Here is a 14443-nt window from a genome sequence, read left to right as displayed (position 1 = left end):
AATGACATTTCAGCAGAGTGGCTTCTGGTGGCTGTAATGCAATCATCTTTGCAACTATTTTAATGTTTACCCTGTATGTTAATTAAAGATAAGCCGTTAACGCAGCTTCATTTTCTTAAATAAATATAATTTTTATCTGTTTAAATAATTGAATTAATCCAGTAGCAGAGTATTTAAAGAGACAACTCCCAAAATTAAATCCCCCTGCTTTCTATACCCCGCGCCTTTCCCCGAGAGGTGCGCGGTATAGATGCCGAACCGCTAACCGCAGGAATCCGTTATGCGCTTTACGATAATAACGACTAAACCCGGCCAACAGCCGCCGCAAACTCATTGTGATTTCTTTCCGCCTGGCGGCACCATTGGTCGTGGTGTGGATAATAATCTGGTGCTGCCGGATGACGATCGCACACTCTCCCGCCTGCAGGCGATTGTGCATATCACGGCAAATGGCGAATGTCGCCTGACCAACCGTGGCAATGTGACGCGCGTGTTACTCAACGATATTCCGCTGGAACGCGGACGTCAGGTTGAGCTGCAGGATGGAGATATACTGGGCATCGATGATTACCAATTGCTGGTCAGCGATCTCAACAGTGCGCAGCAGCCGCAGAGTGAAAGGGCTGTTCCGCGTCCTGAGCCGGTGCAGTCCGTAGCACCCGCTCGCGAACCGGCAGCGGAAAAAGCCAGCACCACCGCCGCCATTCCCAGCGAAATCTGGGACAGCCTGGCGAAAGAGTTTTCGATTTCGGACGATCTCTCTAAACGCAAAGCTGCGCCAGAGATGCCTGAGGCCCATCCGCTGACTGCGCCCGCTCGTCCTGACCGAAATCCGGAAGATCCGCTGGCTCAGCTGATTAACGATGCGCCGCTGGATTATGGTCAGCAGCCAAAAAACAGCAGCCTGTTTGATGAAGGCGATGCGCTGTTCGGGCAGCAGAGTATTTTTGACGACCGGACGCCAAGCACGCTGTCTGCTCAGCAAAACACGGCGCCACCGCAGGCTGAAACGCCTGCCGCTGAACTTGATCCGCTGAGCCTGTTTGACGGCGAGAGCAGTACGGATGCGCGCAACCATGATGATCCGCTGGGTCTGATGATGGGCAACGCGGTGCCGCTGGCCCAGCCGGAGCTGACGACGCCGAAACCGGCCACGTTGCATGTGCCACCTCAACCGGTGGCAAAAAATGAGCCGATGGCCGCACGTCCATCGCAGCAGGATCCCGCCAGCCTGACCGACACCGATCACTCACCGTTGTTCAGCTTCGACGAATCACAGCATGAGACTCACAGCCAGCCTCACTCTGAGGCACAGCAGCAGACACCGCTGATTGACGAGGAACTGCCCGGCCAGTCTGACGCGGTAAATCCACAGATCGATTACGGCGGAATTACGCTGCCCACGCCGCAGGCGGTACAGCGTACGCCATCCCCGACGCCGAAAGGGCGGTTGCGCATCGATCCCGTAGCTTCCGGTCGCCATCATGCCGCCGCTGCGCACCCGACGACACCCAGCGAAAGCAGCGGTGATGCCCTCAAGGGAGAACTACTGGATGCGTTGCTGGAGGGAATGGGTCTGCGCGACCTGCAGCCGACGCCGCAATTTGACCGTGAGCAGATGCTGCAATTCGGGCAGATGCTGAGCATGTTTTCGCAGGGTACGGTGGCGCTACTCTCTTCGCGTTCGATCCTCAAGCGCGGGGTGAAGGCTGACATGACGGTGATCCTCGACGACGCCAACAACCCGTTCAAGCTGCTGCCTTCAGGCAAAACCGTCTTAATGCAGATGTTTGGCAGCCGGATGCCGGGCTTTATGCCGCCGCGTCAGGCAGTGCGTGATGCGCTGATCGATCTGCAGGCGCACCAGCTGGGCATGATCGCCGGTATCCGCGCCATCATCGCCTCAATGCTGCAATCCTTTAACCCGGAGCAGCTGGAGGAGGAGGCGCGTCAGGCGGGATCGGTGTCACGTATCGGCCTGCCGGGCAGCCGTAAAGCGGCGCTGTGGGAACATTTTGTTGAGCGCTACGGCGAGACGGCGGGCGAGATCGAAGACGATTTCCACACCCCGTTCGGCGAAGCGTTCCTGCACGCCTATGACCTGGAAGTTAATCAGTACAAAGACTCACAAACCCACACGGATGACGCATGAATATCACTATTGCCTCGTCGTCGAATCAGGGCGATCGCGCCAGTAATCAGGATCAGATCGGTGATGTCATCGGTAAGCGCTCGGCCTGCTTTGTGGTCTGCGACGGTGTGGCCGGATTTCCCGGCGGGGACATCGCGGCATCGATTGCCCGCAGCAGCCTGCTGCAGTCGTTTGATGGCGATGCGCATCTCAATGCGCAGTCGATTCGTAACTACGTCAATCAGGCGAATCACGCCATCCGTCAGCAGCAGAAAGCCAGCAGCGAACACAGCCGGATGGGCACTACGCTGGTCAGCCTGTTTATTGACCGCGACTACCATCTGGCCTGCTGGGCCCATGCAGGCGACAGCCGCCTCTATCTGTTCCGTCGCGGCTATCTCTATCTCGTGACCACCGACCACAGCCTGGTGCAGCAGATGAAAGATGCCGGACATCGCACCGAAGGCATTAACAGCAATCTGCTCTATTTTGCGCTGGGGATGGGCGATGAGCAGCGTGACGCCAGCTACAGCGAGGTGGTCGGGATTGAAGATGGCGACGCCTTTTTACTCTGCACCGATGGTTTCTGGCACGGCGTGACGCTGGAACAGATGCAGCAGTCGCTGCACATGGTGAATACGCCGGAAGAGTGGCTGACGCTGATGCAGCAAATCATCAGGAACGATCAGCCCGATCAGGGGCAGCAGGATAATTTCAGCGCGCTGGCCGTCTGGATTGGATCACCTCAGGACACCACCTTGCTGCACTCGCTCTCTGAAGCGGCGCAGTTCTTCCCTCTGCGAGATTGAGAACGCCAACATGAAATATGGATTACTGGGTCTGGCTGCGCTGCTGCTCAGCACGCAGGCTTATGCTGAAAACTATCGCATCGTACAGTCCCCGGCACAGAAACTGGATGTCTGGATTGATGACGTAAAAAACAATCAGCTGTCGAGCTGGTGTAACAGCACCATTAACCTGCGCATCGTCACCCTGGGCGAAAAAAACGCCGCGGTGCTGAAAGATTTTCTGCCCCGCGTTGCCGGACTGATGGCGTCGCAGTGTAAACCGCTGCAACAGTTGCACTGGCAACTGACCGATGCGCAGGGGAGTGAAATTGCTACTGGCAGCGCCGCTCGTGCGCAGCAGTGGAAAACCGTGGTGACGCCGCCCGCGACGCAGCCGGTCCAGCCGACGGCTACAGCGGTCCCCGCAGACGCACTACGTAACGCCGCTCAGGCCGACACGTCGCCGTGGCTGCAATTCAGTCTGCTGGATGGCTGCCATTTCCGTACCTGGTGGCAGCACCCTGCACAGGGCAGCGCGCTGTTTGTTCCGGCAAATCAGGGGCTGATCTGTGGTTCGGATGGCTGGCTCAGCGGACACAGCCGACTGACGCAACAGGGTAACGGCGCACCTGCGGCAGTCGGCGTGACCTTCCTGCAGGGTTTCCCGGTGATGGGGTTGAGCAATCAGTCGCCCACCGCTGAACTGCACATCACCACGGTCAACAGTGAACGCATGGTGCTGAGCAATGAAAAATCCCCGGATAGCTGGCTGATTCTGCCGTTCAGCAACCGCTTTAACGGCTGGCAGGCAACGCGTCAGGTGGTGGTGCAGATGCCCGTCAGCGAAGCCGCCGATCAGAGTGCGCTGCAGGCGCGTCTGCAGGAAGTCCGTAAAGTCTGGTCGCCGTGGATCAGTGGCGATGCCGCACTGAGCGTGCAGCTGGTGGAAAAACTGCATCCTGAACTGAAAGATCCCGCCGCTGCGGTTTACCGCACCCTTAACTGACGCAAAAGGAGTTTGCATGGAATCCTTACAACACCGTCTGGCCAGCGCCACCCTCGGCGAGACGCTCGCTGACGTGACCCGCCAGATTCAGGCAAATCCGGCGAATGCTGACCTGCGGGCCGCCTTTGTGCAGTTGCTCTGTCTTTCAGGCAACTGGGCGCGCGCGCAGACGCAGCTGCAATCCTGGCTGGCGTTAAGCCCGCAGGCGCAACCGACAGTTAATCTGCTGCAACAGGCGATCGCCGGTGAGCTGCAGCGTGACGCGGTGCTGCGTGGCCAGGCCGACCCGGTGCTGCCGGGCAGCGCCTGGCACTGGTGCAACACGCTGCTGGCCGCCTTACAGGCCGAAACGGCGGGTGATGTCGCGCGCGGCAGCACGCTGCGGGCTGAAGCGCTTGAGCTCGCGGCGGCCAATCCCGGCACCACAACGCAGCAGGCTCAGCCCACCGCATTCAGCTGGCTGATGGATGGCGACAGCCGTTTCGGGCCAGTGTGTGAAGTTATCAGTCAGGGCCGCTATTACTGGATCCCGTTTGCCGCCATTCGTGAGATGCAGTTTCAGGCACCCGCCAGCGTCACCGATCTGGTGTGGCGTCACACGCGTGTGCAGCTGGTTGATGGCAGTGAGCAGGTGTGCCAGATCCCGGCGCGCTATCCGCTGCTGGCGGCATCTGACGAACGTTTTCTGCGCGCCAGCGTCACCGAATGGCAGCCACTGGGTGAGGATCCGGACCAGTTCATCGGTCAGGGGCAGAAAATGTGGCTCAGCGACAGCGCGGAATTTTCGCTGCTGAGCCTGCAGCAGGTCGCGTTTGACAGCGTTGAGTCCGCCAATGAGCCATGATTCAGGCGCGCACAATGACGGCTATGCCCAGCTGCATGGCGGCTTTCGCGCGCGCAAAAAGCGCGATGCGTTAACCGCCCGCGACAAGCTGCAATCCTCGCTGCTGGATCGCCTGACCGACAACGCGCCGGATAAACAGCAGGAAGCGGACAACAGCATGCTGATCACTCACAGTACGCTGCGCCGCCACGTACTGCGCGATCTGCAGTGGCTGTTCAACACCATCAACAATGAAGCCCAGCAGGATCTCAGCGGCTTTGACCAGGTGCAGCGCTCTGTCTGGAACTTCGGTGTGGCACCGCTGGCCGGGCAGAACGTCTCCGATATCGAATGGCAGGATATGCAGCGCAAAATGACCAACGCCATTCTGCACTTCGAGCCGCGCATCCTGCCGCAGGGTTTACAGGTGCGCTGCGTCAGCGATCTCGGCTCGCTCAGCCTGCACAACGTGCTGTCGATTGAGATCAAAGGGCGGCTCTGGTGCGTGCCTTATCCGCTGGCGTTTCTGTTCCGCACTCAGGTTGATCTGGAGAGCGGCCATTTCGAACTACAGGATGCAGGGTAATCATGGACAGCAATCTGCTCGACTATTACAACCGTGAACTGGCCTACCTGCGTGAGATGGGGGCCGAGTTCGCTGCGCGCTACCCTAAAGTGGCAGGACGTCTTGGCATGCGCGGCATTGACGTGGCGGACCCCTATGTCGAGCGGCTGATGGAAGGTTTTGCCTTCCTGACGTCGCGCGTGCAGCTGAAGATGGATGCGGAGTTTCCGCGTTTCTCGCAGCGTCTGCTGGAGATGATTGCGCCATCCTATCTCTCGCCAACGCCGTCAATGGCGATCGCTCAGCTGACGCCGGACAGCCGCAAAGGCGACATCACGCAGGGCTTTCGCGTGCCGCGCGGCACCATGATGGAGAGCCAGAACCTGAAAAAAACCGGCGTGACCTGCAGCTACACCACCGCGCACGATGTGGTACTGCATCCGCTGCGCATCAGTGAAGCCAGTCTCGGCGGCGTGCCCGGCGATCTGCCCTCTGGCGAGCTGAAACTCGGCGGCCTGGGCGCGGTCAGTGCGCTGCGCATCCGCATCACGTGTGAAGGGATCTCCTCGCTCAGTCAGCTCAGCGTGGACGATTTGATGCTGTTTCTCAGCGGCCCGGATATCCAGGCGCTTAAACTGCTGGAGTTGCTGATGCAGCACCGGGTGGGCATCGTGCTGCAGTCGGTTGAGAAGCGTCCGCAGCGTCAGGTGCTGACGGATGACGCGTTACAGCAGCAGGGCTTTGCGCCGGAGCAGGCGCTGCTGCCGGACGATCTGCGCAACTTCGACGGCTATCGTCTGTTGCAGGAGTATTTCGCCTTTCCGGCGCGCTTCCAGTTTATCAGTCTGAGCCAGCTGGCCCCTTTTCTGCGCCGCTGCGACAATGCCATGGCGTTCGACATCATCATTCTGCTCGACAAAGCGGACAGCGCACTGGAAAGCGTGGTCGATCACAGCCATCTGGCGCTGCACTGCACGCCTGTCATCAATCTGTTTCCGAAAACCGCCGAGCGCCTGAAGGTCAGCGACAGCCAGCATGAATATCATCTGGTGGTAGATAACATCCGGCCGCTGGATTATGAGGTGCACTCGGTGCAGCGGCTGTTCGCTACGGTAGAGGGCAAGCGCGAAGAGCAGGTTTTCCGTCCGTTCTGGAGCACCTTCAGCGGTGACCAGGGCGATTACGGTGCCTATTTTTCACTGCGCCGCGAACAGCGTACGCTGTCCGAGCAGGCGCAGCGCTACGGCACGCGCACCGGTTACATCGGCTCAGAAGTCTTTCTGTCGCTGGTGGATGAGCACCACGCGCCGTGGCACGACGAGGTGCGCTATCTCTCCGCTGACGTGATGTGCACCAGCCGCGATCTGCCGCTGATGCTGCAGCAGGATCAGGGCAACTTTGTGATGCCGGACTCCATTCCGGTATCGGAGCTGAAGCTGTGCAAAGGGCCGACGCCTCCGCGTCCGGCGCTGGCCGAGGGACTTTCCGCGTGGCGGCTGATCAGCCATCTGCAGATGAACTACCTCAGCCTGATGGACAGCAGCGACGGAGAAGGCGCGGCGGCGCTGCGTCAGCTGCTGAGCCTCTACGCCAACCTGGCGGAAGCGCCGGTCGCACGTCAGATTGACGGCATCCGCCACTGCACGCTCAGCGCGGTCAACCGCCGCGTGCCGGAGCCGGGCCCGGTGGTGTTTGCGCGCGGTGTCAGCATCACGCTGGAAGTGGATGAGCAGGCGTTTTCGGGGGCCAGCCCGTGGCTGTTCGGCAGCGTGCTGGAGCGGGTCTGTGGCCGCCTCGTGGCGCTCAACAGCTTCACGGAGTTCACCCTGAACAGCCAGCAGCGCGGAGAAGTGGGCTACTGGCCGCCGCGCATGGGCCGGAAAGCGCTGATATGAGTGGCGAAAAGGTGATTTCGCTGCCCCGGCTCACCCGTCTGCCGGATGATTTCTGGCAGCGGGTGATGGCCGCGCCGTGGCGTTACGATCTGTTCCAGCTGCTGCGGCGGCTGGATGCGCAGGGCGGTCAGCGCTATCCGCTGGGCCGTGCGCCGCTGCCGAAGTTCGAATCGGTGCGCATCGGTCAGACACCGTCACTGGCGTTTGCGCCCGCCACCGTCGCCAGCGCCACGCCACGTGGCGAGGCGGGACGTCATGAGATCTCCATCTACAGCTTCGGGCTGTTTGGCCCCAACGGCCCGCTGCCGACCCATCTGACCGAATATGTGCATGAACGTATCGTGCATCATCAGGATCACAGCCTGTCGGCGTTTGCTGACCTGTTTCACCATCGCGCCACGCTGCTTTTTTATCGTGCCTGGGCCGATGCGCAACCGACCGTGTCGCTGGATCGCCCCGACGACAGTCGCTTTCTGAACTATCTCGCCTGCCTGGCGGGCATCGGTTTACCGGCCCAGCAGCAGGCCAGCTCGCTCAGCCTCCATGCCCGACTGATGCTGGTGGGCCACCTCAGCCGCCACGGCCACGACGCCGAAGGGCTGGTGCGCATTCTGCGCCACTACTTTGGTGTGCCGGTCAGGCTGACGCAGAACCTGCCGCACTGGCTGACGCTGGACAGCCGCGATCAGGCCCGACTGGGCGCGGGACGCCATATGCCCCGGCTGGGCGCTTCTGCATTTCTCGGCGTGGCGGTGCGCGATGTGCAGCACCGTTTTCGCCTGCACCTGGGACCGCTCAGCGCGGCGCAGTATGCCCGTTTTCTGCCGGACGCCCCCGGCGCGCGTGAAGTACGCGACTGGGTGCGCCACTACCTCGGCATCGAAATGCAGTGGGATCTCAGCCTGATCCTGGCCGCTGACGAGGTACAGGGTGTGACGCTGGGTGGCACTGCCCGACTCGGCTATACCAGCTGGCTGGGGCATGCGCCGCAGCCGCAAGATCGTGAAGATTTTATGTTTGAGGTTGAGGCTGCTTCGCGCTAGCCCAGCCGCTTTCCCTGTTACACAGCCTGCGTCTTTCATTGAAGAGAGCCCCCTATGTCAGAAATCAGCCGTGCCGTGCTATTCGGCAAACTGGATACGCTGTTATTTACCTCGCTGGAAAGCGCCACTGCCTTTTGCAAACTGCGCGGCAATCCCTATGTCGAACTGGTGCACTGGCTGCATCAGCTGATGCAGCAGCAGGATGGCGACTTACAGCAGGTCATCACACATTTTTCACTGGATGAAAAGGCCCTGACTCAGGACATCGTTGCCGCGCTGGATCGCCTGCCACGCGGTGCCAGTGCAGTCTCCGACCTCTCCGAGCATATCGACAGTGCCGTTGAACGGGCGTGGGTTTACGCCTCGCTGAAATATGGCGCGACCCGCATTCGCGGCGGCCATCTGCTGATCGGCATGCTGAAAACCTTCAACCTGGCCAGCGTGCTGAAAGGCATCTCCGGTCAGTTCAGCCGCGTCAACGCCGATGCGCTGCTGGCGGAATTCGACACGCTGCTCAGTAACAGCAAAGAAGCGCAGCAGGCGCTGAGCGCACCGGCGGATGCTGGCGGCGCACCGCCCGCCGCCAGTGGCAGCACGCTGGCACAATATGCGCAGGACCTGACGGCGCGCGCCCGTGAAGGCCTTATCGATCCGGTTACCGGACGTGACGACGAAATCCGCCAGATGGTCGATATCCTGATGCGTCGCCGCCAGAACAACCCGCTGCTGACCGGCGAAGCGGGCGTCGGCAAAACCGCGGTGGTCGAAGGCCTTGCGCTGCGTATCGCGGCGGGCGATGTGCCTGCGCCGCTGCGCGATGTGCAGCTCTGGCTGCTGGACATCGGCATGCTGCAGGCGGGTGCCGGCATGAAAGGGGAGTTTGAAGCGCGACTGCAGGCGCTGATCAATGAGGTGCAGTCCAGCCCGACGCCGATTGTGCTGTTTGTTGATGAAATCCACACCCTGGTCGGGGCAGGCGGTCAGCAGGGCACCGGTGATGCCGCCAACCTGCTTAAACCGGCGCTGGCACGTGGACAGCTGCGCACCATCGGCGCGACCACCTGGGCGGAATACAAAAAGTACATCGAGAAAGATCCGGCGCTGACCCGTCGCTTCCAGACCGTGCAGGTGCAGGAGCCGGATGAAGCCAGAGCGATTCTGATGCTGCGCAGCACCGTCAGCGCACTGGAGAAACATCATCGGGTGCTGTTGCTGGATGATGCGGTCAGTGCGGCGGTGAAACTGTCGCATCGCTACATTCCGGCGCGCCAGCTGCCTGACAAAGCGGTGGCGCTGCTGGATACCGCCTGCGCCCGCGTGGCAGTTAGCCAGGGCGCGCAGCCCGCGGCGCTGGAAGATTGTCTTCACCGTCTGGCGGCGCTGGAGATTGAAGCGGAGATCATTGAACGTGAAATCCGGGTGGGCCTGGGCGACGCCACCCGCCAGCAGGCGATTGCAGCGCAGCGCACTGCGCTGGAAGCCGAGCGGGATGCGCTGCAACAGCGCTGGCGGCAGGAGCGCGAACTGGTCGAGACGCTGATTGCGTTGCGCGCCCGCTGTGTGACAGAAGAGGATGCGGCGCTGCGTGAACAGCGTGATGCGACGCAGCAGCAGCTTACTGCGCTGCAGGGCGACACGCCGCTGCTGTTTGCCGCCGTCGATGCGGGCGTGGTGGCTGCCGTGGTCTCTGACTGGACCGGTATTCCGCTGGGCAGAATGGTGAAGAATGAGATCGACGCGGTACTGAATCTGGCCGACACCCTGAACCAGCGGGTCATCGGCCAGCGTCACGGTCTGGATCTGATCGCCAGACGGGTACGCACCTCGCGCGCGCGTCTTGATAATCCCAACAAGCCGGTCGGCGTGTTTATGCTGTGCGGGCCTTCCGGCGTCGGTAAAACCGAAACCGCGCTGGCGCTGGCCGAGTCGCTGTACGGCGGCGAGCAGAACATCATCACCATCAACATGAGTGAGTTTCAGGAGGCGCACACCGTCTCGACGCTGAAAGGGGCACCGCCGGGCTACGTCGGCTACGGCGAGGGCGGCGTGCTGACCGAAGCCGTTCGCCGTCGCCCCTACAGCGTGGTACTGCTGGATGAGATTGAGAAAGCCCATCCGGATGTGCATGAGCTCTTCTTCCAGGTATTTGATAAAGGCTGGATGGAGGATGGCGAAGGCCGGCACATCGATTTCCGCAACACCATCATCATTCTGACCTCCAATGTCGGCACGCAGTTAATCAGCGCGATGTGTGCCGATCCTGAACTGATGCCCGACCCCGACGCCCTGAGCACCGCGCTGCGTAAGCCGCTGCTGGAGGTGTTCCCGCCTGCGCTGCTGGGCCGTCTGCTGGTGGTGCCGTATTACCCGCTCAGCGACGCGATGCTGGCGGAGATTGTGCGGCTGCAGCTGGCGCGCATTGTGCGTCGTCTGGCTGAGAACCACGGCATTGAGGCGCAGATCGACGAGTCGGTGGTGATCCAGATCGTGCAACGCTGCACCGAGGTAGAGTCGGGCGGTCGCATGGTGGATGCCATCCTCACCAACACGCTGTTGCCACAGATGAGCCAGATCCTGCTGAGCGCCCACGCCCGTGATGAACGCTATCGCCGCGTCGATGTGCGTTGTGAGCAGGGTGAATTTGTCTGCCAGTTCGCGGTTTAAAGCCTGGCTATCAGAGAGTAATCGAATATGTCGGAACATGATCAACCCCTGAATGTCCCCAACGCCTTGCCGCTGGGTTACCGCTTCAATGAGTTTGAAATCAAAGAGGTCATCGGCGGTGGCGGCTTTGGCATCGTCTATCGCGCCTGGGATCACCAGCTTGAGCGTGATATCGCCATCAAAGAGTTTATGCCCGCCTCACTGGCAGTGCGCAGCGATGATCTGAATCTGGTGCTGCGCAGCGAGCGGTTCAGCAAAACCTTCCACGCCGGACTGAACAGCTTTATTCAGGAGGCGCGGCTGCTGGCGCGCTTTAATCATCCCAACCTGCTGCACGTGCTGCGTTTCTGGGTGCAGAACGACACCGCCTACATGGGCACGGTGTTCTACAGCGGCACCACGCTCTCGAACTTCAGCGAACGTAATCCGCAGTCGGTAAATGAGGCCTGGATCCGTCGCATGTTGCCACCGCTGCTGGGCGCGATCAAAACCATCCATGAAGCGGGCTATCTGCACCGCGATATTTCGCTGGATAACGTCCAGATTCAGAGCAGTGGCGAGCCGATCCTGCTGGACTTCGGGTCGGCGCGTAAAACTATCGGCAATCTGTCGGATGAGAGCGAGACGATGCTGCGTCCCGGCTATGCACCGATTGAGCAGTACAGCGACAACGATGAGAGCGAGCAGGGCGCGTGGACCGATATTTACGCGCTGGGCGCGGTGCTGCATACCCTGATCACCGGTGCGCCGCCGCCGGTCAGCGTGGTGCGCAGCATCGAAGATAACTACCAGCCGCTGGTGCAGCGCCGTATGGCAGGCTACTCGACTGCGCTGCTGAGCGCCGTCGATCGTGCGCTGGCGCTGAAACCGGAAGATCGTCCGCAGAGCATTGATGATTTTGCTGCGCTGATGGCGCTGCCGGAACGTGAACCGGAACCGCTGCTCAGCGCAAAAATGAGCGGACCGGGCACCATGCTGGTGCCGATTGAAGAAGAAGAGGAGGTCATCAAACCCGCCTCTAAACTGAAAACGCTGCTGGGACACCGCTTTGCACTGCCCGGCCTGGTTGCCGCTGGTGTGCTGGTCGGCCTGGGCGCCGGTCTGCTGATGTCACGCGGTAACGAACAGACACCGCCGGCTGAGACCGCGCAGAACGACGCGCCTGCCGTCACCGTCGCGCCGGTTAACCAGCCGGTTGCCGCACCACCGACCCAGGCTGACGCCTCACCGGATACGGTTGCCAGCACTCCGGCTCAGACTTCTGAGCCCGCGCAGACCGCCGCGCGTGAACCCGATCCACAACCGGCACCACCACCCGCGCCGGTCGCCCAGGTCTATATCCGTCTGCAGCAGGGTGAACGCGTTCAGGTGAACGGTCAGCCGCAGGCGCTGGTGCCGGCGGTGAATGGCTTCGCCACGCTGCAGCTGGCGCCGGGCAACTACACCTTTGCCATCAGCGGCCAGAGTGGCACCCGCGAACAAACGCTGAACATCAGTGAAGAAGGTGTCTGGTTGCTCGATCCACACAGTTAATAGTCAGGGATTACTTATGTTCTCACGCATTACCGCACAGCTGCCGGCGGACGGCCTGCTGTTCCATACGCTTAAGGGCACCGAGACGCTGTCCCGTCCGTTTGTGCTCACCGCTGAACTGCTGGCCACCGACGCGCGCATCGACCGCCACGCCCTGCTGGGGAAGCCGGTGACGTTTACGCTGCCGACCGATGGCCTGATGAACGCGCTGAGCCCGCGCTACCTCAACGGCAAAATCACCCGGGTGGCGGTGCGCAGCCAGGAGCTGAGCGGCACCCGCTACGCGGTCTATGAGCTGACGGTCGAGCCGGACCTGTGGCCGATGAAGCGCGACCGCAACCTGCGCATCTTCCAGAGCCAGACGGTGCCGCAGATTGTGCAGACGCTGCTGAAGGAGTACGGGGTCAATGTGGAGACGCGCCTGGCGGGCAGCTACCGGGTGTGGGAATACTGCGTGCAGTATCAGGAGAGCAGCCTGGACTTTATCAGCCGCCTGATGGAGCTGGAGGGGATTTACTACTTCTTCCGCCACGAGGCGGACAAACACACGCTGGTGCTGTGTGACGCGCCGGACCAGCATCAGGCGTTTCCGGGCTATGAGACCATTGCCTATCACGTCACCCCGTCGGGCGGCGTGGTCACTGAGGAGGGTATCAGCCAGTGGTCGCTGGCGGAGAGCGTGACGCCGGGCATCTACAGCACCGACGACTACGACTTCCGCAAGCCGAACGCCTGGATGCTGCAGGCCCGCCAGAACCCGGCGTCGCCGGTGCCGGGCTCGGTGGACGTTTACGACTGGCCGGGCCATTTTGTCGACCACAGCCACGGTGAGTCCTACGCGCGCATCCGTCAGGAGGTGTGGCAGGCCGAGCACCACAGCGTCAGCGGGTCGGGCACGGCCACTGGCATCGCGCCGGGCTTTACCTTCTCCATCATCAACGCGCCGCACTTCAGCGACAACGGCGTGTATCTGGTGACCTCGGCGACCTATGACTTCGCCGAAAACAGTTACGCCAGCGGCGACACCGGCGACAGCCGTCACAACATCCACTTCACGGTGCTGCCGTCGTCAGTGACCTACCGCACGCCGCCGGAAACGGCGTGGCCGAAAACGCACGGCCCGCAGACGGCAAAGGTGGTGGGACCCAAAGGCGAGTCGATCTGGACCGACCGCTACGGCCGGGTAAAGGTGAAGTTTCACTGGGACCGGCTGGCGAAGGGCGATGACACCAGCTCCTGCTGGGTGCGCGTCTCCAGCGCCTGGGCCGGCCAGGGATTTGGCGGGGTGCAGATCCCGCGAGTGAACGACGAAGTGGTGGTGGACTTCATCAACGGCGATCCGGATCGTCCGCTGATCATTGGCCGGGTTTACAACGAGGCAAGCATGCCGCCGTGGGCGCTGCCGGCAGCGGCGACGCAGATGGGGTTTTTGAGCCGGTCGAAGGATGGTAACAGCGATACTGCTAATGCGTTGCGTTTTGAAGACAAAGCAGGGCATGAGCAGATTTGGATCCACGCCGAAAAAAATATGGATACGGAAGTGGAAAGCTGTGAGACGCACCATGTCGGTGTGGATCGGCAGAAAAGCATAGGCCGTGACGAAAAGGTCACGATAAAGCGCAATCGTCAGGCCGACGTGGGTGAACATGCGGTGAGCAATACGGGCATCCAGCACGTTATTAATGTTGGCGAAGGCGAAACGGTGCTGACCATGGATAAAGAGGGCAATGCGCTGCTTGAAGCCAACACCAGCATTAAATTAAAGGTGAAAGAGAATTACATCTTGATCACCCCCGACGCCATTCAAATCCAGGTGAATACGGGAAATATCCATGCTGAGAGCGAGTTGCAGGCACTGTTTAAAGGCAATAAGCTGACCACCTTAGGTACCGGTAAAGATGCTGAATTAAAGGCAAATGATACGGTAAGCATTACCGGCACGAACATCACCGACATCAAAGGCGCGGTCGTCAATATTAACAGTTAATCGCTTAT

Annotated in this window: 10 protein-coding genes; all 10 read left to right on the top strand. The window is 60.9% G+C overall.

Annotated elements, in window-relative coordinates; genetic code table 11:
* Positions 1-280: 280 nt before the first annotated feature.
* Genes tagH through ACVKSX_RS05125 form a run of 10 tightly spaced genes read left to right on the top strand, consistent with a single transcriptional unit; the run spans position 281 to position 14435 of the window.
* Positions 281-2152 carry a type VI secretion system-associated FHA domain protein TagH gene (gene tagH, locus ACVKSX_RS05170; protein ID WP_354438461.1) on the top strand — a complete coding sequence of 624 codons (1872 nt, stop codon included), beginning with the start codon at positions 281-283 and terminating at the stop codon, positions 2150-2152.
* Positions 2149-2940 carry a PP2C family protein-serine/threonine phosphatase gene (locus tag ACVKSX_RS05165; protein ID WP_159226333.1) on the top strand — a complete coding sequence of 264 codons (792 nt, stop codon included), beginning with the start codon at positions 2149-2151 and terminating at the stop codon, positions 2938-2940. The genes tagH and ACVKSX_RS05165 overlap by 4 nt, the downstream gene beginning before the upstream one ends.
* A gap of 10 nt (positions 2941-2950) precedes the next feature.
* Positions 2951-3925, top strand: coding sequence for a hypothetical protein (locus ACVKSX_RS05160; RefSeq protein ID WP_033767004.1), 975 nt, complete (start codon positions 2951-2953; stop codon positions 3923-3925).
* A gap of 16 nt (positions 3926-3941) precedes the next feature.
* On the top strand, positions 3942-4769 hold the full coding sequence (locus tag ACVKSX_RS05155) for a type VI secretion system accessory protein TagJ (RefSeq protein WP_307380152.1): 828 nt from the start codon (positions 3942-3944) through the stop codon (positions 4767-4769).
* Positions 4759-5334, top strand: a complete 576-nt coding sequence (gene tssE, locus ACVKSX_RS05150) for a type VI secretion system baseplate subunit TssE (protein WP_010669907.1) — start codon at positions 4759-4761, stop codon at positions 5332-5334. The genes ACVKSX_RS05155 and tssE overlap by 11 nt, the downstream gene beginning before the upstream one ends.
* 2 nt (positions 5335-5336) lie before the next feature.
* The gene (gene tssF / locus ACVKSX_RS05145; protein ID WP_089414293.1) at positions 5337-7208 is read left to right on the top strand and encodes a type VI secretion system baseplate subunit TssF; all 1872 of its coding nucleotides are present in this window, start codon (positions 5337-5339) and stop codon (positions 7206-7208) included.
* Positions 7205-8251 carry a type VI secretion system baseplate subunit TssG gene (gene tssG / locus ACVKSX_RS05140; protein WP_307380149.1) on the top strand — a complete coding sequence of 349 codons (1047 nt, stop codon included), beginning with the start codon at positions 7205-7207 and terminating at the stop codon, positions 8249-8251. Before tssF ends, tssG begins: the two co-directional genes overlap by 4 nt.
* Positions 8252-8305: 54 nt before the next feature.
* Positions 8306-10915 (top strand): type VI secretion system ATPase TssH, encoded by a 2610-nt coding sequence (tssH, locus tag ACVKSX_RS05135; protein ID WP_307380147.1) that lies wholly within the window; start codon positions 8306-8308, stop codon positions 10913-10915.
* A 27-nt stretch (positions 10916-10942) separates the two neighbouring features.
* Entirely contained in the window at positions 10943-12448 is a 1506-nt protein-coding gene (locus tag ACVKSX_RS05130; RefSeq protein ID WP_307380145.1) for a serine/threonine protein kinase, read from the top strand.
* A 16-nt stretch (positions 12449-12464) separates the two neighbouring features.
* The gene (locus ACVKSX_RS05125; protein ID WP_354438460.1) at positions 12465-14435 is read left to right on the top strand and encodes a type VI secretion system Vgr family protein; all 1971 of its coding nucleotides are present in this window, start codon (positions 12465-12467) and stop codon (positions 14433-14435) included.
* Positions 14436-14443 lie beyond the last annotated feature (8 nt).

The sequence above is a fragment of the Pantoea sp. PvP021 genome (genome assembly GCF_054056055.1).
The sequence above is the reverse complement of the archived record's forward strand: the minus strand, read 5'-3'. Positions and strand labels throughout refer to the sequence as shown.